Origin of the sequence: Streptomyces sp. NPDC050147, from assembly GCF_040660195.1 — a bacterium.
Lineage (GTDB): Bacteria > Actinomycetota > Actinomycetes > Streptomycetales > Streptomycetaceae > Streptomyces.
Genome location: NZ_JBFALJ010000010.1, coordinates 99,734 through 123,163, shown reverse-complemented (window position 1 = coordinate 123,163; position 23,430 = coordinate 99,734). Strand labels below are relative to the sequence as shown.

Annotated in this window: 21 protein-coding genes and 1 tRNA gene; 15 read left to right on the top strand and 7 right to left on the bottom strand. The window is 70.4% G+C overall.

Translation table 11 applies throughout. The annotated features are described in order from the left end of the window. Window positions 1–31: 31 nt before the first annotated feature. The 3 genes from AB0I94_RS17680 to AB0I94_RS17670 all read right to left on the bottom strand — a co-directional run bounded on the left by AB0I94_RS17680 (window position 32) and on the right by AB0I94_RS17670 (window position 2,494). Window positions 32–760, bottom strand: a complete 729-nt coding sequence (locus tag AB0I94_RS17680; RefSeq protein WP_363310473.1) for a sensor domain-containing protein — start codon at window positions 758–760, stop codon at window positions 32–34. A 215-nt stretch (window positions 761–975) separates the two neighbouring features. Beyond that, window positions 976–1,060: transfer RNA gene (locus AB0I94_RS17675), tRNA-Ser, on the bottom strand. A gap of 42 nt (window positions 1,061–1,102) precedes the next feature. Beyond that, window positions 1,103–2,494, bottom strand: a complete 1,392-nt coding sequence (locus AB0I94_RS17670; protein WP_363310472.1) for a trypsin-like peptidase domain-containing protein — start codon at window positions 2,492–2,494, stop codon at window positions 1,103–1,105. 183 nt (window positions 2,495–2,677) lie between these two features. On the opposite strand from AB0I94_RS17670, the gene AB0I94_RS17665 reads away from it, so the two are divergent. The 3 genes from AB0I94_RS17665 to AB0I94_RS17655 all read left to right on the top strand — a co-directional run bounded on the left by AB0I94_RS17665 (window position 2,678) and on the right by AB0I94_RS17655 (window position 5,309). Next, on the top strand, window positions 2,678–3,490 hold the full coding sequence (locus tag AB0I94_RS17665) for a glycerophosphodiester phosphodiesterase (RefSeq protein WP_363310471.1): 813 nt from the start codon (window positions 2,678–2,680) through the stop codon (window positions 3,488–3,490). A gap of 62 nt (window positions 3,491–3,552) precedes the next feature. Next, the gene (locus AB0I94_RS17660; protein WP_363310470.1) at window positions 3,553–4,173 is read left to right on the top strand and encodes an ATP-binding protein; all 621 of its coding nucleotides are present in this window, start codon (window positions 3,553–3,555) and stop codon (window positions 4,171–4,173) included. 170 nt (window positions 4,174–4,343) lie between these two features. Further along, complete coding sequence (locus tag AB0I94_RS17655) at window positions 4,344–5,309, top strand: DUF5926 family protein (RefSeq protein WP_363310469.1); 966 nt, start codon at window positions 4,344–4,346, stop codon at window positions 5,307–5,309. Between the two features lie 213 nt (window positions 5,310–5,522). On the opposite strand, the gene AB0I94_RS17650 is transcribed toward AB0I94_RS17655, so the two are convergent. Next, entirely contained in the window at window positions 5,523–6,170 is a 648-nt protein-coding gene (locus AB0I94_RS17650) for a hypothetical protein (RefSeq protein ID WP_363310468.1), read from the bottom strand. A gap of 57 nt (window positions 6,171–6,227) precedes the next feature. After that, window positions 6,228–6,905: a bifunctional DNA primase/polymerase gene (locus AB0I94_RS17645; RefSeq protein ID WP_363310467.1), complete on the bottom strand. Its 678-nt coding sequence runs from the start codon at window positions 6,903–6,905 to the stop codon at window positions 6,228–6,230. 592 nt (window positions 6,906–7,497) lie between these two features. Between AB0I94_RS17645 and AB0I94_RS17640 the strand changes: the two genes are divergently transcribed. Then, window positions 7,498–8,877, top strand: a complete 1,380-nt coding sequence (locus AB0I94_RS17640) for a PP2C family protein-serine/threonine phosphatase (protein WP_363310466.1) — start codon at window positions 7,498–7,500, stop codon at window positions 8,875–8,877. A 118-nt stretch (window positions 8,878–8,995) separates the two neighbouring features. Next, window positions 8,996–10,492, top strand: coding sequence for an aminopeptidase P family protein (locus AB0I94_RS17635; RefSeq protein WP_363310465.1), 1,497 nt, complete (start codon window positions 8,996–8,998; stop codon window positions 10,490–10,492). A gap of 165 nt (window positions 10,493–10,657) precedes the next feature. Here AB0I94_RS17635 and AB0I94_RS17630 read toward each other — a convergent pair whose 3' ends face one another. Continuing rightward, window positions 10,658–11,104 (bottom strand): carboxymuconolactone decarboxylase family protein, encoded by a 447-nt coding sequence (locus tag AB0I94_RS17630; protein ID WP_363310580.1) that lies wholly within the window; start codon window positions 11,102–11,104, stop codon window positions 10,658–10,660. Between the two features lie 146 nt (window positions 11,105–11,250). Here AB0I94_RS17630 and AB0I94_RS17625 point away from each other — a divergent pair, with 146 nt between their 5' ends. Continuing rightward, on the top strand, window positions 11,251–12,762 hold the full coding sequence (locus tag AB0I94_RS17625; protein ID WP_363310464.1) for a PLP-dependent aminotransferase family protein: 1,512 nt from the start codon (window positions 11,251–11,253) through the stop codon (window positions 12,760–12,762). A 33-nt stretch (window positions 12,763–12,795) separates the two neighbouring features. On the opposite strand, the gene AB0I94_RS17620 is transcribed toward AB0I94_RS17625, so the two are convergent. Continuing rightward, on the bottom strand, window positions 12,796–13,242 hold the full coding sequence (locus AB0I94_RS17620; RefSeq protein ID WP_363310463.1) for an ATP-binding protein: 447 nt from the start codon (window positions 13,240–13,242) through the stop codon (window positions 12,796–12,798). 268 nt (window positions 13,243–13,510) lie between these two features. On the opposite strand from AB0I94_RS17620, the gene AB0I94_RS17615 reads away from it, so the two are divergent. From AB0I94_RS17615 to AB0I94_RS17575, 9 genes are all read left to right on the top strand, one after another. Further along, on the top strand, window positions 13,511–14,332 hold the full coding sequence (locus AB0I94_RS17615; protein ID WP_363310462.1) for a hypothetical protein: 822 nt from the start codon (window positions 13,511–13,513) through the stop codon (window positions 14,330–14,332). A gap of 192 nt (window positions 14,333–14,524) precedes the next feature. Next, on the top strand, window positions 14,525–15,253 hold the full coding sequence (locus tag AB0I94_RS17610) for a YcnI family protein (protein ID WP_363310579.1): 729 nt from the start codon (window positions 14,525–14,527) through the stop codon (window positions 15,251–15,253). 80 nt (window positions 15,254–15,333) lie between these two features. Then, window positions 15,334–15,993 carry an SCO family protein gene (locus AB0I94_RS17605; protein ID WP_363310461.1) on the top strand — a complete coding sequence of 220 codons (660 nt, stop codon included), beginning with the start codon at window positions 15,334–15,336 and terminating at the stop codon, window positions 15,991–15,993. Continuing rightward, window positions 15,990–16,469 (top strand): copper chaperone PCu(A)C, encoded by a 480-nt coding sequence (locus tag AB0I94_RS17600; RefSeq protein ID WP_363310460.1) that lies wholly within the window; start codon window positions 15,990–15,992, stop codon window positions 16,467–16,469. Before AB0I94_RS17605 ends, AB0I94_RS17600 begins: the two co-directional genes overlap by 4 nt. 14 nt (window positions 16,470–16,483) lie before the next feature. Next, a complete protein-coding gene (locus AB0I94_RS17595) occupies window positions 16,484–18,451 on the top strand; it encodes a copper resistance protein CopC (RefSeq protein ID WP_363310459.1) in 1,968 nt (655 codons plus the stop codon). An 11-nt stretch (window positions 18,452–18,462) separates the two neighbouring features. Next, complete coding sequence (efeB, locus tag AB0I94_RS17590) at window positions 18,463–19,695, top strand: iron uptake transporter deferrochelatase/peroxidase subunit (protein ID WP_363310458.1); 1,233 nt, start codon at window positions 18,463–18,465, stop codon at window positions 19,693–19,695. A gap of 93 nt (window positions 19,696–19,788) precedes the next feature. Next, window positions 19,789–20,724, top strand: coding sequence for a prephenate dehydratase (gene pheA, locus AB0I94_RS17585; RefSeq protein WP_363310457.1), 936 nt, complete (start codon window positions 19,789–19,791; stop codon window positions 20,722–20,724). A 569-nt stretch (window positions 20,725–21,293) separates the two neighbouring features. Then, a complete protein-coding gene (gene serS / locus AB0I94_RS17580; protein ID WP_363310456.1) occupies window positions 21,294–22,577 on the top strand; it encodes a serine--tRNA ligase in 1,284 nt (427 codons plus the stop codon). Between the two features lie 24 nt (window positions 22,578–22,601). Then, window positions 22,602–23,426 (top strand): HAD family hydrolase, encoded by an 825-nt coding sequence (locus AB0I94_RS17575; RefSeq protein WP_363310455.1) that lies wholly within the window; start codon window positions 22,602–22,604, stop codon window positions 23,424–23,426. The last annotated feature ends 4 nt before the right edge of the window (window positions 23,427–23,430 follow it).

Genomic DNA, 23,430 nt, shown 5'->3' with positions numbered 1-23,430 from the left:
CGGACGCCCCTTACCGCGCTCTCCGACACGCCTACCGTCGCGGCTGCCCGAGCATCGAACGCACCGCCGCACGGTCGATGTTCGTCAGGGCACGGACCAGCTTCGGGGTGAGGAAGACGATGACGAGGCCGACCAGGGATGCCCCGGCGATCTGCACCGGCGACTCCAGGTAGAACTCATGGCGCTCGCCACCGGAGGTGTACTCGAACAGCCGGTAGCCGGGCCAGTCGACGTACCGCGGGAACACCCAGGAGTACGCCGGGAGGAGGGCGACCACCCAGCCGGTGACCAGGAACGTCACGCTGAGGACGAAGGACACGACCCGCGAGGGGAACGTCACCACCTGGAAGAGCAGCGCCCGCCAGCCCGCACCGTCCGAGAGCCGCGCCCGCATCCCCGCCCACACACCGGCCTCCCGCGGCCTCTCCACGGCAGCGGGCCCGGCGACATCGAGCCCGAGCTGCACCCGGGCCCGCCCCCGCTCGGCCGCCCCGAGCCCCCGTGCCCCCGCCAACGCCGCCGCGAGGACCGGCAGTCCGAGCACGGTGACGAAGAGACCCACACCGAGCGAGAACATCGTCACGGCGAACGTGAAGCCCACGATGGCGATGGGCAGCGACACCACGGTGTAGCCGATCTCCCGGTACGTCGAGGCGGCGAACGGCGCCCGCCAGAAGCCCGGTGCCCCCGGAGCGCGCTCGGCGGAGGAGGCGGAAGGAGCAGCGGGAGCGGGTGCGTACGGCAATGTGCTGGTGCTCATGAGGGGCCTCGAATCTTCGCGGCGGGGAGGTGCCGGGGACGTACCGTGCTGACGTCCTCAAGACTCGCGAATCCAAGCGCCCCGGGACATACGGCGACCCGGCCTCTCCAAGGTGTTGCTGGCACCACCCTCGAGCGTCCGAAGCGCCCTTGCGTACCGCCTGAAAAAACGAGAGCCCCCGACCGATTCCGCTGGTCAGAGGCTCTCAAGAAACGCGGTGGGTGTGGGATTTGAACCCACGGTGACTCTCGCCACGACGGTTTTCAAGACCGTTCCCTTAGGCCGCTCGGGCAACCCACCCCGCGCCGCCGTTCACGGCGGTGCGGGGACAAGAGTAGCGGGTCAGCTCTCGCCCTTGCGCTCGCCCAGGACCACGTCGACCTTGTGCTCCTTGCCGTCGCGCTTGTACGTGATCTCGACGGTGTCGCCCGGCTTGTGGGTCCAGATCTGGCCGATCAGGGTCGGGCCGCTGTCGATCACCGAGCCGTCCAGCTTCGTGATGACGTCACCGGGCTTGAGGCCCGCCTTGTCCGCCGGGCCGTTCGGGGTGACCGCCTGCGTACCGCTCGCGCCTTCACGGGAGATCGTGGCACCGCCCGAGCTCTCCTGCAGGGAGACCGAGGCGCCGATGACGGGGTAGACCGCCTGGCCGGTCTTGATCAGTTGCTGGGCGACGTACTTGGCCTGGTTGACCGGGATCGCGAAGCCCAGGCCGATGGAGCCGGACTGGCCGCCTCCGCCGAGGCCGCCTCCGCTCTCCGCGGGCTTGATAGCGGAGTTGATGCCGATGACCGCGCCGCCGGCGTCGAGCAGCGGACCACCGGAGTTGCCGGGGTTGATGGAGGCGTCGGTCTGCAGGGCGCTCATGTACGAGCTCTTGCTGCTCGCGCCGTCGCTGGAGGTCACCGGGCGGTCCTTGGCGCTGACGATGCCGGTGGTGACCGTGTTCGAGAGGCCGAAGGGGGCGCCGATGGCGATCGTGGAGTCGCCGACGGCCACCTTGTCGGAGTTGCCGAGGGGGAGCGGCTTCAGGTTCGACGGCGGGTTCTTGAGCTTCAGGACCGCCACGTCGTAGCCCTCGGCGCGGCCGACCACCTCGGCGTCGTACTTCTTGCCGTCCGAGAACGTGGCCGCGAGCTTTCCGCCGTCGGCCGCGGAGGCCACGACGTGGTTGTTCGTCAGGATGTGGCCCTGCGTGTCGTAGACGAAGCCGGTGCCCGTGCCGCCCTCGCCGTTGCCGCCCTGGGCCTCGATGGTCACGACGCTGGGCAGCGCCTTGCCCGCGATGTCGGCGACCGTGCCGGGGTCGCGCTTGAGGTCGGCCGGCGTGTTCGACGCGGACACCGTGGTCGAGCCCGTGCTGTTGTCGTTCCGGTCGGCCGCCCAGAAGCCGACGCCACCGCCGACGCCACCGGCGACGAGGGCGGCCACGAGCACCGCGGCGATCAGACCTCCGCGGCGGCCCGCGGGCTTGGATCCCTCCGGGTGCTGCGCTTCGTACGAGGCGCCCCATCCGGAGCCCGACCCTCCACCTTGGGCGTACGAAGGAACGGCGGGCGGCGGCGGAGGCGGCCACGCTCCGGCACCGGAAGCGTGCGAGGGAGCGTCCGCGGCGGGGCCGGGCGCCCCGGGGGCGTGCGTCGCGGCGTCGGCGGAAGCAGCGGGAGACTCCACCGGCGCAGGGGGCGCTGACGGGGCCGGGGGTACCTCGTTGCCCTCGTTCTCGGTGCTCACAGCTCTTCTCCTCGGTCCACGCTGTCGTTCTCGGTCACGGCCTGGCTGTGCCCTACTGTGCATCTGTCTGCTGTCAGCTTTTCCCATGGGCTGTCAGGGCACCATAAGCCGATCCTGTGGATCCGGCTCTGTGTACGCCCCTGGGGCAAGCCTTTGAGTACCCCGTGATGGCACCATGACGCGGTGACCTTCGCACGACAGCAACAGATCCAGGTGGTCGCCCACCGCGGAGCCTCCGAAGACGCCCCCGAGCACACGCTGGCCGCGTACAAGAAGGCGGTCGAGGACGGGGCCGACGCTCTCGAATGCGATGTACGCCTCACTGCGGACGGGCATCTCGTCTGCGTCCACGACCGTCGTGTGAACCGGACGTCGAACGGCCGGGGTGCCGTGTCGGCCCTGGAGCTCGCCGATCTGGCCACCCTCGACTTCGGCTCCTGGAAGAACAACCACGGTGAGGCCGACGAGCTGCCCGACTGGGAGGACACCTCCGTCCTCACCCTGGAGCGGCTCCTTGAGCTGGTGGCCGAAAGCAATGCGTCGGGGCGCGACGTCCAGCTGGCCATCGAGACCAAGCACCCCACCCGCTGGGCGGGTCAGGTCGAGGAAAGGCTGCTTCTTCTACTGAAGCGCTTCGGTCTGGACTCCCCACCCGCCGAGGGCCCCTCGCCCGTACGCGTCATGAGCTTCTCGGCGCGCTCCCTGCAGCGCGTGCGGGCCGCGTCCCCCACCCTGCCGACGGTCTACCTGATGCAGTTCGTCTCACCGCGCCACCGCGACGGCCGCCTTCCCGCGGGGGTCCGGATCGCCGGTCCCGGCATGCGGATCGTCCGCAACCACCCGGCCTACGTCGCCAGACTCAAACGTGCGGGACACCAGGTGCACGTGTGGACCGTGAACGAACCCGAGGACGTGGAGCTCTGCGCCGAACTCGGCGTCGACGCCATCATCACCAATCGCCCCAAGCAGGTGCTGTCCCAGTTGGGCCGCCGCTAACCGCAATCCCGTCGGTTACGGGGAGTGCACCGGCGCGTTCGGTCCGTATTCGATCGTTACGAGTGCGTCACCACACAAGGATTGGCCGGTTTCCGGTCCAGTCCATTGGGGCATTCACACCGTGGCGTGGGGCGAAGGAGGTCTCGGGGGTGGCGTTGGTGGTGGCACGGGAGGTGCCCGCGTCGTCGAGCATGGCCGTACCCCATGGCCCGGCGGGCGTGGGGGAAGCAAGGCACCGGATGCGTGATCAACTGCGCGGGAACGGGGTGCCGGAATCGGTCATCGACGATGCCGTACTGATCCTTTCGGAATTGCTCAGCAACGCCTGTCGGCACGGCAGGCCGCTGGGCGAGGGAATGGTGGGCGACGGTGATGTCCGGGCCGCCTGGCGCGTGGACGCGACGGGCAGGCTGACGGTCGAGGTGACGGACGGCGGTGGCCCGACCCGCCCCGTTCCGGCCACGCCCTCGGTCACCGCGCACGGCGGGCGCGGGCTCAACATCATCACGGCCCTCGCCGAGACATGGGGCGTGCGTGACGACATCCACGGCGAGGTCACGGTGTGGGTCGTCGTACAAGCCGGGCACTGTCACGAGGATTTCGCTACGCGCGTCGCCGCCCCCGCGGGCTCGGCGATACCGGACCTCGCGTACGCGGACCCCTTCGACGACCGCGAGCGGTGACTCCGACCGTCGACTCCTGGGTGACGACTCCTGCTGACGACTCCCCCTGACGACTCCGTCCGACCGAGGCTGAAACCCGACGCCCCAAGGGTGAGCGGCTAGGCTCGCGCCCGTACGCCCAAGACGTACGAAGAGCCACGCTGGAAAGCCGCATCCGGGAGACACCCAAGATGGCCAAGAAGCGCCCTCAGACCAAGGGCAAGCAGCCGCAGCTGACGGACGGGCAGGTCCCTGTCGTCGGTGCCCGCGAACCCTGCCCCTGCGGTTCGGGCCGCCGTTACAAGGCCTGTCACGGCCGGGCCGCCGCTCACGCGGTGACCGAGCTGGTGCACCGCCCCTTCGAAGGCCTGCCCGGCGAGGGCGACTGGGTGGCTCTGCGCGAGCTCGTCCCGGCGGCGACCGTCGAACTGCCCCTCAAGGACGGGCTGCCGGACGGCGTTCCCTCCGTCTTTCTGGCGACCGTCCTGCCGATGGCCTGGCCCGCGCTGCGCCGCGACGACGGCTCGGTCCTGCTCGGCCTGCAGAACGACACCGCGTCCGGCGACATCAGCCGCGACCTCGCCGACACCCTCCAGCGCGCCCTGACCGCCGAGCCCGGCTCTCCGGTCCAGGCCCGCCGCGCCCCCGCGGACGGACCGCGCCTGCAGGACCTCCTCGACCCCGAGGGCACATTCGAGCCGATCGTGCACGCGGGCTTCGAGTTCTGGGTGCCGGACTCGGAGAACGCCTCGCCGGAGGTTTCCGCGTCCCTGGAGCGGGCGAACGCCGCCGCCATCCCGACCGTGAAGCTCTCCGGAGTAGACTCCGCGTACTGGTGCGAGACCCCGGAGAAGAACCACCTGCGATGGGTCATGCCGCACCCCGAGGAGCAGCTCCTCGACGCGCTCGCCCGGCTGCACGCCGCCGGCACGTCGAGCCTCGGCGAAGGCACCCGTCTGGTCGGATCCTTCCGGGCGCACGGCCTGACGGTCCCGGTGTGGGACCTGCCGACCGGCATGGGCGCCGAGGACATCGAGAAGCCCGCCGCCGAGTTCGCCGAACGGCTCGCCACGGCGCTGGGCAGCGAGGCCCCGCTCACGCCGGAGGAGCGCCGGGCGCGCGGCGGTCTCACCAACCGCCAGGTGACGTTGAGCTGACCCACCAGTCAGTCGGAAGGGAGTGGGTGACTCCTGTCACAACTCCCTGTCGCCGCAGGTAAATCCCTGTCCGGATATCCGAGATCGAATTTGCCAAGAGCCGATCTCTTGTTACCGTTCAGGTAGCCCGGTTGCTGGTGCATCCCCCGTCGCCAGCAACCGGGCGCTTCCATGTCCGGCCCACTGTCCGCCTGACCTGTCGAGTCAACTGACTTATGGCCGCGCGGAGTTGCTTCCGGAGCGCAGGAGCAACGGTCCGCCACTCCTGTCAGCGAACTCCACCACCGCCGAATACGCCGCGGAATTCCCCGTCGTACGCTCCCGAGGCGTCTCGCACGTCTCCGGCTCGTCCGCGGCGGCGACCGTGCAATGCACCTGCACGGTGCGTCCGCCCGGCGCCATGACGCTCAGTACGGCGCTCAGCTCATCGCCGGTCGTGTTGCGGTAGTACGTGCGCCCCCAGGTGTCGTGCCCCTGGGTCAGGACGCACGTCTGGGCTTCGATGCCCTTGGGCGAGGTGAGTTCGGGGCCGCACTGTGCGGCACTGTCGAAGCCGAGCCCCGTGAGGAGCGAGGAGTCGTCCGAAGGACGGTCGTCCGAAGGCCGCTCTTCTGAAGGCCGGTCGCCCGAAGCCGCGCCCTCCGTAGAGGAGCGTTGCGAAGTCCACTCCTCCGTAGAGGGCTGTTTCTTCTCCGTAGAGGGCTGTTTCGCGTCGGAATCCGGCGCCGCGTCCGCCGGCCGCTCCGCCGACTGCCTGGCTTCCGCGTCGCCGTCACTCACAGGCCCCGCGGACGCGCCGGCGAGCGGCAGGAGAACCGTAATGGCCACGACGCCGATGAGCGCGATCAGGCGGGGGTTCATGAGGCCTGACATTAACGACGTTTGCCGGGCGCCCGGCTCCGCGCGCGCCCGTTTCCCCTACAACTCGGGCGCGCTCACACCCGTACGAGTGAGCGCGTCGACCACCGCGTCCACCACGGCCTCGACATCGGGCACCCACGGCGCCGCCGAGCCGGGCAGCGGAGCCCGCTCCCAGCGCACCGGCCCCTGGCCCGTCTCGGAGGGCGGCAACGCGAGATATCCGCCCTCTCCGTGGAAGCGCAGTGAGCCCGGTACGTAGTCCTTGGCGTACAGCAGGTCGCCCAACTGCTCCATGGAGTACGGCGCGACGAGCAGGAAAAGGCGGGCCGGGGTGGCGACGACCGGGCCGAGCCTGATGCCCATCTCGTCGAGCGCGGTCAGGGCGCGCGCTCCGGCGATCGCGGGCAGGCTGACGGCGCACGGGGCGCCGGCGCCGGTGGCGAGCACGATGGGCGCGTCCGGGCGGTTCGTCCACCACCAGCGCACCATGCGCTCGTCGGTCGTCGCGGCCAGCAGGCCGGGGTCGAGGGGGTGGGCTCCTGGCACCGTGCAGTCGGGGTCGGCGCAGGCGCAGCGGGTGCCGTCTCGCCGGTCGAGTCCGACGCCGGGGACCACGGGCCACTTCCATGCCGTGGCAGAGGTCAGGGCCGCGCCGATCAGACCGGGACTCTGGTCAGACTTCCTGCCGATGAGCCTGGCCAGGAACCTGCTTCGCCTTCCGAGGATCTCGCGCATGAGCGCTCGTTCCTTTCCGTTTACACGCCGAGGAACACGGCGGGCCACATCACACCATGTGTGGATCACTTCGCTGTGCGTAGAACTGGCGCATCACACCCCAGCCTGCGGCATGGGGAACCCGTTAGGGCCGAGCGTTAGCGTGGCGTGGGGTGGCGGCGCCTGGCGTTTGCTGTCCCGCGTACTTCTTCGCCGCCTCCCCCACGGGAGGATGGGGCACGGTCGTCGTGAGTTAAGACGCCCGGGTCCGTCACCAGGTTCCGGGCGGATCTCAACTGCCCCTGGTCATCACCGAGTACGTACCCATCACGGCCGCTGTGACGCGCCTCCCATGCCTGAGGGCTTGGGAGTACCCCTTGTCGAACAATCCCAGTCGATCGCAATAGGCCGTCGCCTCAGGCACTTTTAAGCCAAGTTCCCAAGATCGTTATACGCCACAGAATTCCCACGGACACCAGGAATCCCAGCTGGACAATGCTGGACATCCCCTAACCAGTGCGTGTAGATGTGGAGAACATTGCTAGCGGCGCAGAATGACATGGGGGTTTGCGATGCTATTGAGCAATACGCACCGGCCGGAAAGCCGTCAGCCATGAACGCTCCGCACCTCCCGAAAGTGGCCGGAATCGATTCCACTGTTCCGCCACCAGCCCACACTGTCGCGCCCGCCCCACAGGCACCGGCGGCACCGACCCTCCTGATCCAGGACCGGCTCGCGGGCTGGGTCTCCGATCTGACCACGTTGCAGGAGCTCACCGAGCGCCTGGCCCGCACGGCCACCCTCGACGCGGCCCGGCACGAACTGCTGCGCGCCGGAGCCGCCCTCGTCGGCGCGGGCCGCGGCCTGCTCGTCCTCGAGCCGGCCGACGGGCTCGGCCCCGACACCACCGTCGGCCTCGGCCTCACCCGCGCCGACCTCGGCCACATCGAGACGGTCCCCCGCGCCGCCACCGCCTTCGGGCGGCTCCTCGACGCACCGCCCACGCCCCCGGGCGCCGAGACCGGGATCGTCGACGCCGATCTGCCCGCCGACAGCAGCCTCGACCCCCGCCACCGCGAAGTGGCCGCCCGGCTCGGCTACGCCGCGAGTTACGCGCTGCCCCTGTCCACCGAGGCGGCGGGCCGGATCGGCGCCGCCGTCTGGCTGTACGACGAGCCCGCGGAGCCGGGCGAACGCCAGCGGCACCTCGTCGGGCTCTACGCCCGCCAGGCCGCCGAACACCTGGCGCGACTGATCGAACTGGACCGGGCCCGCACCACGGAGGCCACCTTGCGCGAGGAGCTGCTGCCCTCGCGTCTGCCGCGGGTCGCCGGGGTGCAGCTCGCGGCGCGGCACCGCACTTCCGCGCTCGGCGGGGGCGACTGGTTCGACGCGTTGCCGCTGCCCGACGCCGCGCTCGGCCTCGCGGCCGGGTCCGTCACCGGGTCCGGGCCGAGCGCCGTCGCCGCGATGGGGCGCCTGCGGGCCTCCTTGCGGGCGTACGCCGTGATGGAGGGCGAGGACCCCGTCGCCGTACTGTCCGATCTGGAGCTGCTGCTGCGGCTCACCGAGCCCGCGCGGTCCGCGACGGCCCTCTTCGCGTACTGCGAGCCGGCGCTGCGCAAGATCGTCCTGGCGGGAGCGGGCCACAGCCCGCCCCTGGTGATCGGCGAGCGGCGCACGGAGTACGTGGAGACCTCGCTCTCGGCACCCCTGGGGATGCTCGCCTGCTGGGAGGCGCCGAGCGTGGAGTTCCAGACGGCACCGGGGGAAACGGTGCTCCTCTATACGGACGGCCTTCTGCACCGTACCGGTGACCCGATGGACCGGGCCTTCGCGCGGCTGCACGCGGCGGCCGCGAGCGTGCCGAAGCCGGTGCGCGACGACCCGGACGCGCTCCTCGACCACGTCCTGCGCGCGGTGCTGCCGGACGGGCTCGACACGGTCGAGAGCCAGGAGGACGTGGTTCTCCTCGCGGCCCGTTTCGAGTGACATCCGAAATTCCGAGTGACACCCGCAATACGGCATGTAATGGGTCTTCCGCCTCTGGGCCCCCTTCCGTACGCCCGTACGATGGAGGGGGCCCAGTGTCGTACATAGGAGGCAGATCGTGTCGGAGGAGCTCATTCCGGAGAACCCGGAGACCCCGGAAGACCTGGAGACCGAGTCCGAGGAAGAGCCGATCAAGCAGCGCAAGAACGGCCTGTACCCGGGCGTCTCCGACGAGCTCGCCGAGAACATGAAGTCCGGCTGGGCCGACACGGAGCTGCACGACCTGCGGCCGATCGCCCAGGCCGAGCACACCGCCGCCCGCCGTGCCGCGCTCTCCGCGCGCTTCCCCGGCGAGCGCCTCGTGATCCCCGCGGGCAATCTCAAGACCCGCTCGAACGACACGGAGTACGCCTTCCGCGCCTCCGTCGAGTACGCCTACCTGACCGGCAACCAGACGGAGGACGGCGTCCTCGTCCTGGAGCCGACCGACTTCGCGGACGGCACGAACGGCCACGAGGCCACCATCTACCTGCTGCCGCGTTCCAACCGTGAGAACGGCGAGTTCTGGCTGGACGGCCAGGGCGAGCTCTGGGTCGGCCGCCGGCACTCCCTCACCGAGGCCGAGACGCTGTACGGCATCCCGGCGTCCGACGTGCGCGAGCTCCCCCAGCAGCTGCGCGAGGCGACCGGTTCCGTCCGGGTCGTCCGTGGGTACGACGCGGGCATCGAGGCCGCGCTGACCGACAAGGTCACCGCCGAGCGCGACGAGGAGCTGCGCGTCTTCCTCTCCGAGGCCCGTCTGGTCAAGGACGAGTTCGAGGTCGGCGAACTGCAGAAGGCGTGCGACTCGACGGCCCGCGGCTTCGAGGACGTCGTGCGTGTCCTGGACAAGGCCGAGGCGACCAGCGAGCGCTACATCGAGGGCACGTTCTTCCTGCGCGCCCGCGTCGACGGCAACGACATCGGCTACGGCTCGATCTGCGCCGCGGGCCCGCACGCCACGACGCTGCACTGGGTGCGCAACGACGGCGCCGTGCGCGCGGGGGAGCTGCTGCTGCTCGACGCCGGTGTGGAGACGCACACGTACTACACCGCCGACGTGACGCGGACGCTGCCGATCAACGGCCGCTTCGACGAGCTGCAGCGGAAGATCTACGACGCCGTGTACGAGGCCCAGGAGGCCGGCATCGCGGCGGTGCGGCCCGGTGCCAAGTACCGCGACTTCCACGACGCCGCGCAGCGCGTGCTCGCCGAGAAGCTCGTGGAGTGGGGCCTCGTCGAGGGCCCGGTCGAGCGCGTCCTGGAGCTGGGCCTCCAGCGTCGCTGGACCCTGCACGGCACCGGTCACATGCTCGGCATGGACGTCCACGACTGCGCCGCCGCGCGCCGTGAGACGTACGCCGACGGTGTCCTGGAGCCCGGCATGTGTCTGACCGTCGAGCCCGGCCTGTACTTCCAGGAGGACGACCTGACGGTGCCGGCGGAGTACCGCGGCATCGGCGTGCGGATCGAGGACGACATCCTCGTGACGGCCGACGGCAACAAGAACCTGTCGGCCGCGCTGCCGCGCCGTGCCGACGACGTCGAGGCGTGGATGGCTGAGCTCAAGGGCTGAGCTCAAGGGTTGAGCTCACGGGTTGAGCTCAAGGGTTGAGCTCAAGGGTTGAGCCTCCTGCCGGACCGGGTCTCTTCCTTGAGCCGGACCGGGTCCCTTCCTTGAGAACCGGGTCCCTTCTTTAAGAAGGGGCCCGGTTCTGCGTTCCGCAGCCGCGTACCGGGCCTAGCGTTCATCCTCGCCCGCCACCTTGGCGGTGCTCAGGGCGATGCGGTTCCAGGTGTTGATGGTGAAGATCAGGGCCAGGACGTGGCCCAGCTCCGTCTCGTCGAAGTGCGCCGCCGCGCGGGCGTAGACGTCGTCCGGGACACCGCCCTGGTGGACGAGCGTGACGGCCTCGGTCAGGTCGAGAGCCGCCTGCTCCTTCTCCGTGAAGAAGTTCCTTGCCTCACGCCAGACGCCCACCATGTGCAGCCGAGCCTCGTCCTCGCCCGCCTTACGCGCGTCGGACGTGTGCATGTGGAGGCAGTAGGCGCAGCCGTTGAGCAGCGAGGCGCGGATCTGGATCAGCTCGACCAGGGCCGGGTCGAGGCCGTCGCGGGCGGCGGCGTCGAGTCCGATCACGGCCTTGAAGGCCTTGGGCGCGGCCTTGGCGAAATTGAGGCGGGGCATGGGCGTGCCAGCCCGGCCGACCGTCTTGGCGGCGGTGTTGGCGGCGGTGTTGGCGGCGGTCTGCGTGGAGGTCCGCGTGGCGTTCGCGTTGTTCGTCATGACCATGAATCTACGGCGGGAATAGACCTCGGATAGGGTGCATTCTCATGGCGGAATCATGGGTCAATCTGGCCGAGCGCATCGGAAGCGACCTGCACCTGGAGCTCTCCGGAGCGGGTGGCCGCCGGGCCGTTCTCATCCGTGCGCTGCGGGACGCCGTGCGCGAGGGCCGGCTCGCTCCGGGGACGCGGCTTCCGCCCTACCGCTCCCTCGCCGCCGATCTGGGCATCGCCCGCAACACCGCCGCCGACGCCTACGCCGAGCTGGTCGCCGAGGGCTGGCTCACCGCACGGCAGGGATCGGGCACCCGCGTGGCCGACCGGGCGGCGCCTCCCGCGCGCACCCGCGTCCCCAAGCGGGCGCCCACCCGGCCCGCGAAACCCGCCCCGCCCGCGTACGACCTGCGCCAGGGCCAGCCGGACGCGGCCTCCTTCCCGCGCACCGCCTGGCTCGCCGCGGCCCGGCGCGCCCTCAACTCCGCGCCGAACGAGGCCTTCGGGCCGGGCGACCCGCAGGGGCGCGTCGAACTGCGCCGGGCGCTCGCCGGTTACCTGGGGCGGGCCCGCGGGGTGCGCACCGATCCGGAGCGCATCGTGGTGTGCTCCGGCTTCGCGCACGCCCTGCGGCTGCTGTTCGGGAGCGGGGGAGGCGGGGTGCTGAGCGGGCCTTCCCCGAGCTCTCGCCCTTCCCCGAGCTCGCGCCCTTCCCCGAGCTCTCGGCATCGTTCGAGCAAGGGATATCCCCTCGCCGTGGAGTCGTACGGCCTCGGCTTCCATCGGTCGATCCTCGCGACCGCGGGCGTACGGACGGTCCCGCTCGGCCTGGACGAAAAGGGCGCCCGGGTTGAGGAGTTGACCGACAGTCAGCACATCGGGGGTGTGTTGCTCACGCCCGCACACCAGTTCCCTACGGGCGGCCCCCTGCACCCGGCCCGGCGCGCGGCGGTGATCGACTGGGCACGCACCCGCGACGCTCTCGTCCTGGAGGACGACTACGACGGCGAGTTCCGCTACGACCGGGAGCCGGTGGGCGCCGTACAGGGCCTGGACCCCGAACACGTCGTCTACATGGGCTCGGTCAGCAAAAGCCTCTCTCCGGGGGTGCGCATCGGGTGGCTTGTTCTGCCCGAACACCTCATCGACGGGGTGCTCGCGGCAAAAGGCGAGCGGGAGGCGTGGGTGAGCGTGATCGACCAGCTCACGCTCGCCGATCTGATCGACTCGGGCCATTACGACCGGCACATCCGCCGTATGCGCCAGCGCTACCGCCACCGCCGCGACCAACTCGTCGCCGCTCTCGCCACGCACGCCCCGCACATCAGCCCGACCGGAGTCGCCGCGGGCCTGCACGCCGTCCTGCGGCTGCCGCCCGGCACCGAACAGTCCACAGCGAAGGCGGCCGCCTGGCAGGGCCTCGCACTGGAGGGCCTCGCCGACTTCCGCCATCCGGAGGCCACGATGCCCGCGCCCGACGGCCTGGTCGTCGGCTACTCCACGCCGCCGGAGCACGCCTACGGTGCCGCGCTGGAGGCTCTGTGCAGGGCGCTGCCGCCCGGCTGAGCCGCCAGGAGCCACCGGTGGGCGGGCCGCTCCTCAGGCGGTGACGAGCGGCGTGTCCTCGCGCCACTTGAGGATCTTGTCGAAGCTGATCACCGTGCCGCCCCTGCCCCCGGGCTTGTCGCCGAAGTGCACGTGGTCGGCGAGCTCCTGGATGAGGTACAGACCGCGTCCGTGCTCAGCGGTGTCGGATGCGGGCTGCGCGACGGGGACGAATCCCGGGCCCGAATCGGTCACTTCGATGTGGCACTTCTCGCCGTCCAGATACGCCGTCACCCGATAGGCCCCCGCCGCCCCCTCGGGGGGCACCGCGTCGCCACCGTGCTCCACCGCGTTGGCGCAGGCCTCGCTGAGAGCCACCGACAGGTCGTACGAGACGTCAGGGTCCACCCCCGCGGTCTCCATCGTCCCCATCAGCAACCGGCGGGCCAATGGCACGCTCGCAGCTTCGCGCCGCAAATGGAGAGACCACCACATGCTCATGCTCCAGCCTCCTGGCCGCGGCTCGACATACCGATACGTATTGCCGCAAGCGCCCGTGTATAAGCGCGCAGTTGACGTGATGCCGCCCATACGGCCGACGCGCGAATGGCCCGGCACGGTGTAGACACGCCTCCCACGCACCTCTTTCGAGCCTGACAAAGGCGCCCATTCGGCACCTATGGGCATCGATCGGCACTCATCGGCATCCAGGGGAGCTTGCGGACCTGCCGTGTGCGGCGGTTGGGCCCAGTGCAATGATGTTCCGGCCATGACTGCCCCCCACCAGCGCGAAGCGCGCGCCGGAGTCGATCTCCGGCTGCTGAGAGCCGCGGTGTTCGCCGTGCTCTGCGTCGTGCTGTCCGCCGGGGGCCATGTGCTCGCTTCCTGCGCCGCCGTCCCGCTGTGGACGCTGGGCGTCGGGTTCGTCGCCGTTTTCGCCGTGGCGGCACCGCTCGCCGGGCGTGAGCGCTCGCTGCCGGGCATCGCCGCCGTGCTCGCTGCCGGGCAGGTGGGCCTGCACGCGCTCTTCGGAGTCGGCCAGCACGGCGGCACGGCGGTGACGTCCGCCGAGCCCTCCCTGGTGGAGCGGGCCGCCCGTCTGGTGTGCGGGGCCGGCACCGCCGGCATCAGCCCCGCCCAGGCCCACCGGATCCTGACGACGGCGGGTGTGGAGCCGGGCGGCGGGGCCGTGGGCCACGCCCCGCACCACAGCACCTCGGCCACCGCGGCGGACACCGCGATGGACTCGATGTCGTTGCTCCCGTCGCTTCCGATGCTCCTGGGGCACGTACTCGCCGCCGTCGCCGCCGGGTGGCTGCTGCGCCGCGGCGACATCGCGCTGCTCCGCCTTGTGCGGCTCTCGGCGCATGGGGCGTACGGAGTCGCCGAGGGGGCGCTCGTCCGTTCTCTGCGCGCGGCGCTCGCTCTCGTGCGCGCACTCCGAGCCGGGCTCCCCGGCGCTCCCGGCGCCGCCCTCCGAGCGCCTCGTACCGCCTTCGTCGGACCTCCGAAGCCGCACACCACCGCGCTCCAGCACACGGTGATCAGGCGAGGGCCGCCGGCCACCGCCGCACTCGCACTCGCTGCCTGACGCGACGCACTCCTACCGCAGCACTACGGAGAGGTGCCTCACGGCCGGCGGCGTCCACGCGCGCGTGCCCGCTCGGTTCGCCGCCGCGCGCACTCTCCCCTGATCACCGCTGCCGACCCGGTCGGCACTGCTGGTCATCACCGCTGAAAGTGGAGTGTTCTCACCATGTCTGTTCTGTCTGCGCTGTCCACCGTGAAGGCCTCTCGCGCCTCCGTCGTCGGTGGCGTCGCCGCCTCCGCCGTCCTGCTGCTCTCCGTGCCGGCCTTCGCGCACGTCAGCGTCTCGGCCGAGGGCGAGGCCGCCAAGGGCGGCTACGCCACGGTCAACTTCAAGGTGCCGAACGAGATGGACGACGCCTCGACCAACAAGCTCGAGGTCTCCTTCCCCGAGGACCACCCGCTTGCCTCCGTCATGACGCAGGACGTCCCCGGGTGGACCGCCAAGGTCACCAGGACGAAGCTCGACAAGCCCCTCGAGATGCACGGCGAGAAGATCGACGAGGCCGTCTCCAAGGTCACCTGGACCGCTGACGGCAAGGGAGTCCGACCGGGCTCCTTCCAGAAGTTCCCGCTGTCCATCGGCGCGCTGCCCGAGGACGCCGACGAGCTCGTCTTCAAGGCCGTCCAGACGTACGACAACAAGGAAGTCGTCCGCTGGATCGAGCCGCAGCAGAAGGGCCAGGAGGAGCCGGAGCACCCGGCGCCGGCCCTCCCGCTGACCGCCGCCTCCGAGGACGGCCACGGCGCCGCCGCCTCGCACGACGACGACAAGTCGGACGACAAGGACGACAAGAGCGAGTCCGCCGCCTCCTCCGACAGCAGCGACTCCACCGCCCGCGTTCTCGGCGTCGTCGGCATCGTCGTCGGCGCGGCCGGCGTGGCGTTCGGCGTGCTCGCCGGACGTCGGCGCGTCAACGGCTGAGCCCCCCTTCGGGCCGCGCCGGGGGCGTTTCACCTGCCCCCGGTGCGCCCGGGCCCCCCTCACATCTGGGACATTTTCGTATGCGCAAGAAGAACAACAAGAAGCTGCTGGCCGCCGCCGTGCTGGCCGCGGCCGCCCTCACCCTGTCCGCCTGCGGCGGCGGTGACGACGGCAAGAAGCCCGTCGCGGACGTCTCCGTCGAGTCCAACGGCGACAAGGCCGCGACCATCCTCGACAAGCCCTTCGAAAAGCCGGACCTCGTCCTCACGGACACGCACGGCAAGAAGTACGACCTGCGCGCGCGGACCAAGGGCAAGCCGACGCTCGTCTACTTCGGCTACACCAACTGCCCGGACGTCTGCCCCCTGACGATGAGCAACATCGCCGTCGCCAAGAAGCAGCTGCCCAAGGCGGAACAGGACGATCTCCAGGTCGTCTTCGTCACCACCGACCCCGAGCGCGACACCCCCGAGGCCCTCGGCAAGTGGCTCAAGGCCCAGGACACCGACTTCATCGGTCTGACCGGTGACTTCGACACCATCCAGGGCAGCGCCCGCACCCTCGGCATCAGCATCGAGCCCTCCAAGAAGGAGAAGGGCAAGGTCGTCTCGATGCACGGCACACAGGTCATCGCGTTCTCGCCGAAGACCGATGCCGGGTACGTCCTGTACGGCGAGGACACCACCGTGGACGACTACACCAAGGACCTCCCCAAGATCGTCAAGGGAGCGACTCCGTGAACCGCCGCCTCCTCCTCGGCGGCGCCCTGGCCCTGACCGCGGGGCTCGCCCTCGCGGGCTGCTCGGACGCGTCCGCCGACAAGGCATCCGACAAGCCCGAGCTGAAGGTCGCCGGTGCCTTCATGCCGGAGCCCGCCATGGACACCATGGCCTCCGGGTTCTTCACCGTCACGAACCAGGGCGGCGCCGACAAGCTCACCTCGGTGACCAGCTCCATCGCCCAGAAGGTGACGCTGCACAGCACCAAGGGCAACGCGATGAAGGAGCAGAAGTCGTTCGACGTACCCGCGAACGGCGAGCTCGACTTCGCGCGGGGCGGCAATCACCTCATGTTCGAGGAACTCAAGCAGAAGCCGAAGCAGGGCGACAAGGTCGCGGTGACGCTGCACTTCGAGAAGTCGGACCCCATCGACGTTGAGGTTCCGGTGAAGGCCGCCACGTACAACCCCAAGCCCGGCAAGCACGCGTCACACTGAGGGACTGATCGCTGATGCAGACCATCGCTCCCCGCTGTGGAGCTCGCTCCGGGGCCGCCGCACGACTCGGGACATCCCCGGGCGTCGGACGGCTCCTGCTCGTCGTCGCCGTCTTCCTCGGCGCCCTGCTGGCCACGGCGGCTCCCGCCTCCGCCCATGCCGCGCTGACGGGAAGCGACCCCAAGCAGGGGGCGGTGGTCGACCAGGCGCCCACCAGCGTGTCGCTGACCTTCTCCGAGAAGGTCGCCATGTCCGACGGCTCCGTACGGGTGCTCGACCCGGCCGGCAAGCGCGTCGACACCGGCAAGACCAGTGACCTCGGGTCCAACACGTACGGCGTGAAGCTGCACAAGGGGGTGCCCGACGGCACCTTCACCGTGGCCTACCAAGTCGTGTCCGCCGACAGCCACCCCATCTCGGGGGCTTTCACCTTCTCCGTGGGCGCGCCCTCCGACACGAAGGTCGCGCTGCCGGACCAGGAGGTGGGCGGCGGATTCGTCGGCGGGCTCTACGGCTTCGCGCGCTACCTCTCGTACGCCGGATTCATCCTCGTCGTCGGCGGTGCGGCCTTCGTGCTCGGCTGCTGGCCACGCGGCGCGGGCGTACGCCCCGTGCAGCGCCTCGTGGTGTCCGGCTGGGTCACGCTCACCGCGTCCACCCTCGTGATGCTGCTGCTCCGCGCGCCCTACACGGGTTCCGGGAAGATCGCCGACGCCTTCGACATGGCCAAGCTCGGCGACGTGCTGCAGACGAAGACGGGCGCCGCGCTGGTCTCACGGCTGCTGCTGCTCGCCGCGGCCGCGCTCTTCATCGCGGTGCTCTTCGGTGCGTACGAGAAGCGGACCGACCCGAAGGAACGCAAGGACCTCACCTTCGGGCTCGCGATCGGCGGAGGCGTCGTCGCCGTCGGGCTCGGCGCGACCTGGGCCATGGCCGAACACGCCTCCACCGGCATCCAGGCCGGGATCGCGATGCCCGTGGACGTCGTGCACCTGCTCGCCGTCGCCGCCTGGCTCGGCGGGCTCGCGGCGCTCGTCGTCGCCCTCTACTTCGCGCCGTCGGTCGAGGCGGGGGCTGTGCGGCGCTTCTCGCGCGTGGCGTTCTGCAGCGTCGTAGCCTTGGCCGCGACCGGGCTCTACCAGTCGTGGCGGCAGGTCGGCTCGTGGTCGGCGCTCACCGGTACGTGGTACGGACAGCTGCTCCTCATCAAGGTCGGCCTGGTGGTCGTCCTCGTCGGCATCGCGTGGATCTCCCGGCGCTGGACGGCACGGATCGCCGGCCAGGCGGGCGACACGGCGCCGGAGGCCACCGCGGCGGCCGTCGTCGAGCAGCAGGCCGAGAAGCACGCGACGGCCGAGCGGGTGGAGAAGAAGCCGGTGACGGTGCCCGCCGGGGGCGCCGGAGCCGACTCCAAGCGTGCCGCCCAACTCGCCCGCCAGCAGGCCGCCGTGACCACCGCCCGCGAGAAGCGGATACGCGACGCGGACCCGAACCGGTCCGGCCTGCGGCGCTCGGTGCTCGCCGAGGCGGGCGTCGCCGTCGTCCTGCTCGCCGTCACCACGGTCCTCACGTCGACCGAGCCGGGACGCACCGAGGAGGAAGCGGCGGCTTCGAAGACGGCCGCCGCCGCACAACGGTCCGGCCCGCTCACCCTCAAGATCCCCTTCGACACGGGCTCCGAGGACGGCAAGGGCACCGTGCAGCTCGACCTCGACCCGGGCCGCACCGGCAGCAACGAGATGCACATCTTCGTGAAGCGGCCGAACGGCAGCGCCTTCGACATCCCCGAGGTGAAGGTCTCCTTCACCCTCAAGTCGAAGGACGTCGGCCCGCTGCCCGTCGCCCCGGACCACATCGCCACCGGACACTGGAGCTCCAGCGGGGTCCAGATTCCGATGGCGGGCAACTGGAAGGTCGCGGTGACCGTGCGCACCTCCGACATCGATCAAGTGACCGTGAACAAGAACGCGCAGATCGGCTGAACGGAACCACCATGGCGGACAACGGGATTTCGAGGCGGCGGCTGCTCGGCACCGCCGGCGCCACCGGCCTCGCGCTCGGCGCGGCGGGCGGTGCGGCCGGGTATGCCGCGGCGCCCTCGGACGCCCCCGAGAAGGCGGCGTCGCTGACGTCCCTTGGCGCGGACACGGTCATGTTTCACGGGAAACATCAGCCCGGCATCACCACGCCCGTCCAGTCCCGCGGCCATCTGATCGCCTTCGACCTGAGGGCGGGCGCGGGCCGCAAGGAAGCGGCAGCCCTGCTGCGCCGCTGGTCGGCGACGGCCGAGCGGCTGATGGCGGGCAAGGCGCCGGCGGGTGCGGACACGGATGTCGCCCGTGACGCCGGCCCGTCGTCGCTGACCGTCACCTTCGGTTTCGGGCACAGCTTCTTCGGGCGCACCGGCCTGGAGAAGCAACGCCCGTCGGCGCTCGATCCGCTGCCGGACTTCTCCTCCGACCGCCTCGACAAGGCGCGCAGCGACGGTGACCTGTGGGTGCAGATCGGCGCGAACGACCCGCTCGTCGCCTTCCACGCCCTGCGCGCGCTCCAGAAGGAGGCGGGTGACGCGGCGCGGGTGCGCTGGCAGATGAACGGCTTCAACCGCTCGCCCGGCGCGACCGCGCAGCCGATGACGACCCGCAATCTGATGGGCCAGATCGACGGTACGAACAACCCGAAGCCGTCGGAGGACGACTTCGACCGACGGATCTACGTGCCCGCCACGGGGGATCCGTCCTGGATGGCCGGCGGCTCCTACGTCGTCGTACGCCGCATCCGGATGCTCCTCGACGACTGGGAGAAGCTCGCCCTCAAGGACCAGGAGGCGGTCATCGGGCGCCACAAGTCGGACGGCTCGCCCCTGACCGGTGGCACGGAGACCACCGAGCCGAAGCTGGAGAAGGCGGGCGCGGACGGCGAGTACGTCATCGCCCTCAACGCCCATGCCCGCATCACCCGGCCCGACCAGAACGGCGGCTCCGCGATGCTGCGCCGCCCGTTCTCGTTCCACGACGGCTTCGACAAGGGCGGGGAGCCGGACGCGGGCCTGCTCTTCGTGTGCTGGCAGGCCGACCCGCTGCGCGGCTTCGTGCCGGTGCAGCGCAAGCTCGACCGCGGGGACGCGCTGTCCAAGTTCATCCGGCACGAGGCGAGCGGGCTCTTCGCGGTGCCGGGTGGGGCCGCGAAGGGCGAGTACGTGGGGCAGCGGCTGCTGGAGGGGTAGGGCTGCGCTCCTCTGGGCTCCCGCGTTCCTGGGGCGGGCGCCGCTTCCTGAGACGCGTGGGCCGTGCCGCGGGCAGGCCATTAGGGTGACGGTATGTCGGCGATGCGCTACACCTATCTCGGCCCCGAGGGCACCTTCACCGAGGCCGCCCTCCGTACGCTCCCGGAAGCGGCCACCAGGGAGCTCGTCCCGATGGTGTCCGTGCCGGCCGCGCTGGACGCCGTCCGGAGCGGCGACGCGGCGGCAGCGCTGGTGCCGATCGAGAACTCCGTCGAGGGCGGCGTCACCACCACCGTCGACGAACTCGCCAAGGGCGAGCCCTTGATGATCTACCGCGAGGTCGTCCTGCCGATCGCCTTCGCGCTGCTCGTGCGTCCCGGCACGCAGCTCAAGGACATCAAGACGGTGACCGGCCACCCGGTGGCCCAGCCCCAGGTCCGCAACTGGCTCGCCGCGAACCTGCCGGACGCCCTGTGGGAGTCGGCGGCCTCGAACGCGGACGGCGCGCGCCTGGTCCAGGAGGGCCGCTTCGACGCGGCCTTCGCGGGTGAGTTCGCTGCGGCGACGTACGGCCTTCAGCCGCTGGTCAGCGAGATCCACGACGCGGCGACCGCCGAGACCCGCTTCGTCCTGGTCGGCCGCCCGGCCCGCCCCGCGGCGCCGACCGGCGCGGACAAGACCTCGGTGGTCATCTGGCTCGGTGACGACCACCCCGGCGCCCTGCTCGAACTGCTCCAGGAGTTCGCCGTGCGCGGCGTCAACCTGATGCGGATCGAATCGCGGCCCACCGGCCAGCGCATCGGCAACTACTGCTTCTCCGTGGACGCCGAGGGCCACATCACGGACCGCCGCGTGGGCGAGGCCCTGATGGGCCTCAAGCGGATCTGCCCCCAGGTGCGCTTCCTGGGGTCGTACCCGCGTGCGGGAGTGTCGCCCGCTGATCTGCGGCCCCCGCGGCCGGGGACCACCGACGGTGAGTTCCTCGCGGCGTCGGACTGGCTGACCCAGTGCCAGGACGGCCGGTTCTGAGCGGGCGGACGCGTCGGGCGAGCGGTCTTACCTGCTGATTTACGTTGTCCACAAAGTTATCCACAGGGTCCGTTCTCGACCTGGGGACAAGTCGACAACGAAGCGCGACATGGTCGACAAATCGGCCTACAACCCACAAGTCCGTCCACAGTCGCGCACGTCACCCCTCGTCCACCCTTTTCCATTGATCAACTCTTTGGAGCGAACCATTTCCACTCGAAAGTGGGCGTGCGGGTGGTTTGACGCGAGAATCCTTCGTCGCGCATGCGGCTTTCGGAACGATCTCTTCCGGCATCCACAGATCTTTCGCACAGCCTGTGGATAACTTTCCGGCAGGGGATATCCCTGTGGACAACCGGGCCCAAGTCCCGCTCCCCGCAAGGGGTTCGAGTCAAGGAGGCGAGTCCCCTCTGCCCCATTTCGGGGAATGGGACCCTTTTCCTTGACCTGGAACCCGGCAGTCACAAGGCAGGCCGAAACAGGAATTCCCATTCCGGCATAACGGTCATAACGCTATGGGGTGGGATATCGAGTCGAGAGCCGGAACCGCTCGACGGTAGCCTGGTGGGGTGATTGACCTTCGCCTGCTCCGTGAGGACCCCGACCGTGTTCGCGCCTCCCAGCGCGCCCGTGGAGAGGACGTCGCGCTCGTCGACGCCCTGCTCTCCGCCGACGAGCGGCGCAGGTCGTCCGGGCTCCGCTTCGACGAGCTCCGTTCCGAGCAGAAGGCGCTCGGCAAGCTCATCCCCAAGGCCTCGGGTGACGAGAAGGCCGAGCTCCTGAAGAAGGCGGGCGAGCTCTCCGCCGCCGTCAAGGCGGCCAACTCCGCGCAGGACGAGGCCGACGAGGAGACCAGGCGCCTCCTCGGCCAGCTGGGCAACCTCGTCCACCCGGACGTCCCGGTCGGCGGTGAGGAGGACTTCGTCGTCCTCGACACGATCGGCACCCCGCGCGACTTCGCGGCCGAGGGCTTTACGCCCAAGGACCACCTGGAGCTCGGCGAGATGCTCGGCGCCATCGACGTCGAGCGCGGCGCGAAGGTCTCCGGTTCGCGCTTCTACTACCTGACCGGTGTCGGCGCCCTGCTCGAACTGGCCCTGGTGAACGCGGCGATCGCGCAGGCGACGGAGGCCGGGTTCATCCCGATGCTGACGCCCGCGCTGGTCCGCCCGCGCGCCATGGAGGGCACGGGCTTCCTGGGCCAGGCCGCCGAGAACGTCTACCACCTGGAGAAGGACGACTACTACCTGGTCGGCACCTCCGAGGTCGCGCTCGCCGGTTACCACATGGACGAGATTATCGACGCCGACAAGCTGCCCCTGCGGTACGCGGGCTTCTCGCCCTGCTTCCGCCGTGAGGCCGGCACGTACGGCAAGGACACCCGCGGCATCTTCCGCGTGCACCAGTTCGACAAGGTCGAGATGTTCTCGTACGTCGACCCGGCGGACGCGGAGAACGAGCACCAGCGCCTCCTGGAGTGGGAGAAGCAGTGGCTGTCCGGCCTCGGCCTGCCCTTCCAGGTGATCGACGTGGCCACGGGTGACCTGGGCTCATCGGCCTCGCGCAAGTTCGACTGCGAGGCGTGGATCCCGACGCAGGGCAAGTACCGCGAGCTGACCTCCGCGTCGAACTGCGACACCTTCCAGTCCCGCCGCCTTTCGATCCGGATGCGCGACAGCAGCGACGGCAAGAAGGTCATGCAGCCGCTCGCGACGCTGAACGGCACGCTCTGCGCCGTCCCGCGCACGATCGTCGCCCTCCTGGAGAATCACCAGCAGGCCGACGGCTCCGTGTGGGTGCCCGAGGTACTGCGTCCGTACCTGGGGGGACGAGCCACTCTTGAACCAAAATAAATGCAGTTTGGAGCCCATCAACAAGTGAGCCACCCCGCTCCCGCCACGCCGTCCTTCCCGTACAAGCTCGTCGCGACCGACCTCGACGGAACGCTCCTGCGCTCCGACGACACGGTCTCGGCGCGTACGCGCGACGCGCTCACCGCGGCCACCGCTGCGGGCGCCGCGCACATCATCGTCACCGGTCGTGCCGTGCCGTGGACCCGGCACATCCTCGACGATCTGGGCTACGACGGCCTGGCGGTGTGCGGGCAGGGCGCGCAGGTCTACCACGCGGGCGAGCACCGGCTGCTCACGTCGGTCACGCTCGACCGGCAGCTGGCCGGTATCGCCCTCGCCAAGATAGAGGCGGAGATCGGCCCGCTGGCGCTGGCCGCGAGCCGTGACGGCCTCGACGGCGAGGTGATCGTCGGCCCTGGGTACGTGGTGCAGGACGGCCCGCTGCCCGCCGTCCCGTTCACGGATGTCGCCGAGCTGTGGGCGGCTCCGCTGAACAAGGTGTACGTCCAGCATCCGGGCCTGAGCGACGACGCGCTGGCCGCGGTGGCGCGTGAGGTGGCGGGTGGCCTGGTGGGCGTGACGATGGCCGGTGAGGGCATCGTCGAGCTGCTCCCCCTCGGCCTCTCCAAGGCGACGGGCCTTTCCCTCGCGGCTCGCCGCCTGGGCGCGAAGGCCGCGGACACGATCGCCTTCGGGGACATGCCCAACGACATCCCGATGTTCGGCTGGGCGGCACATGGCGTGGCGATGGCCAACGCCCACGCGGAGCTCAAGACAGTCGCCGACGAGGTGACGGCGTCGAACGAGGACGACGGCATCGCGGCGGTGCTGGAGCGGTTCCTGGTCTGAGGAT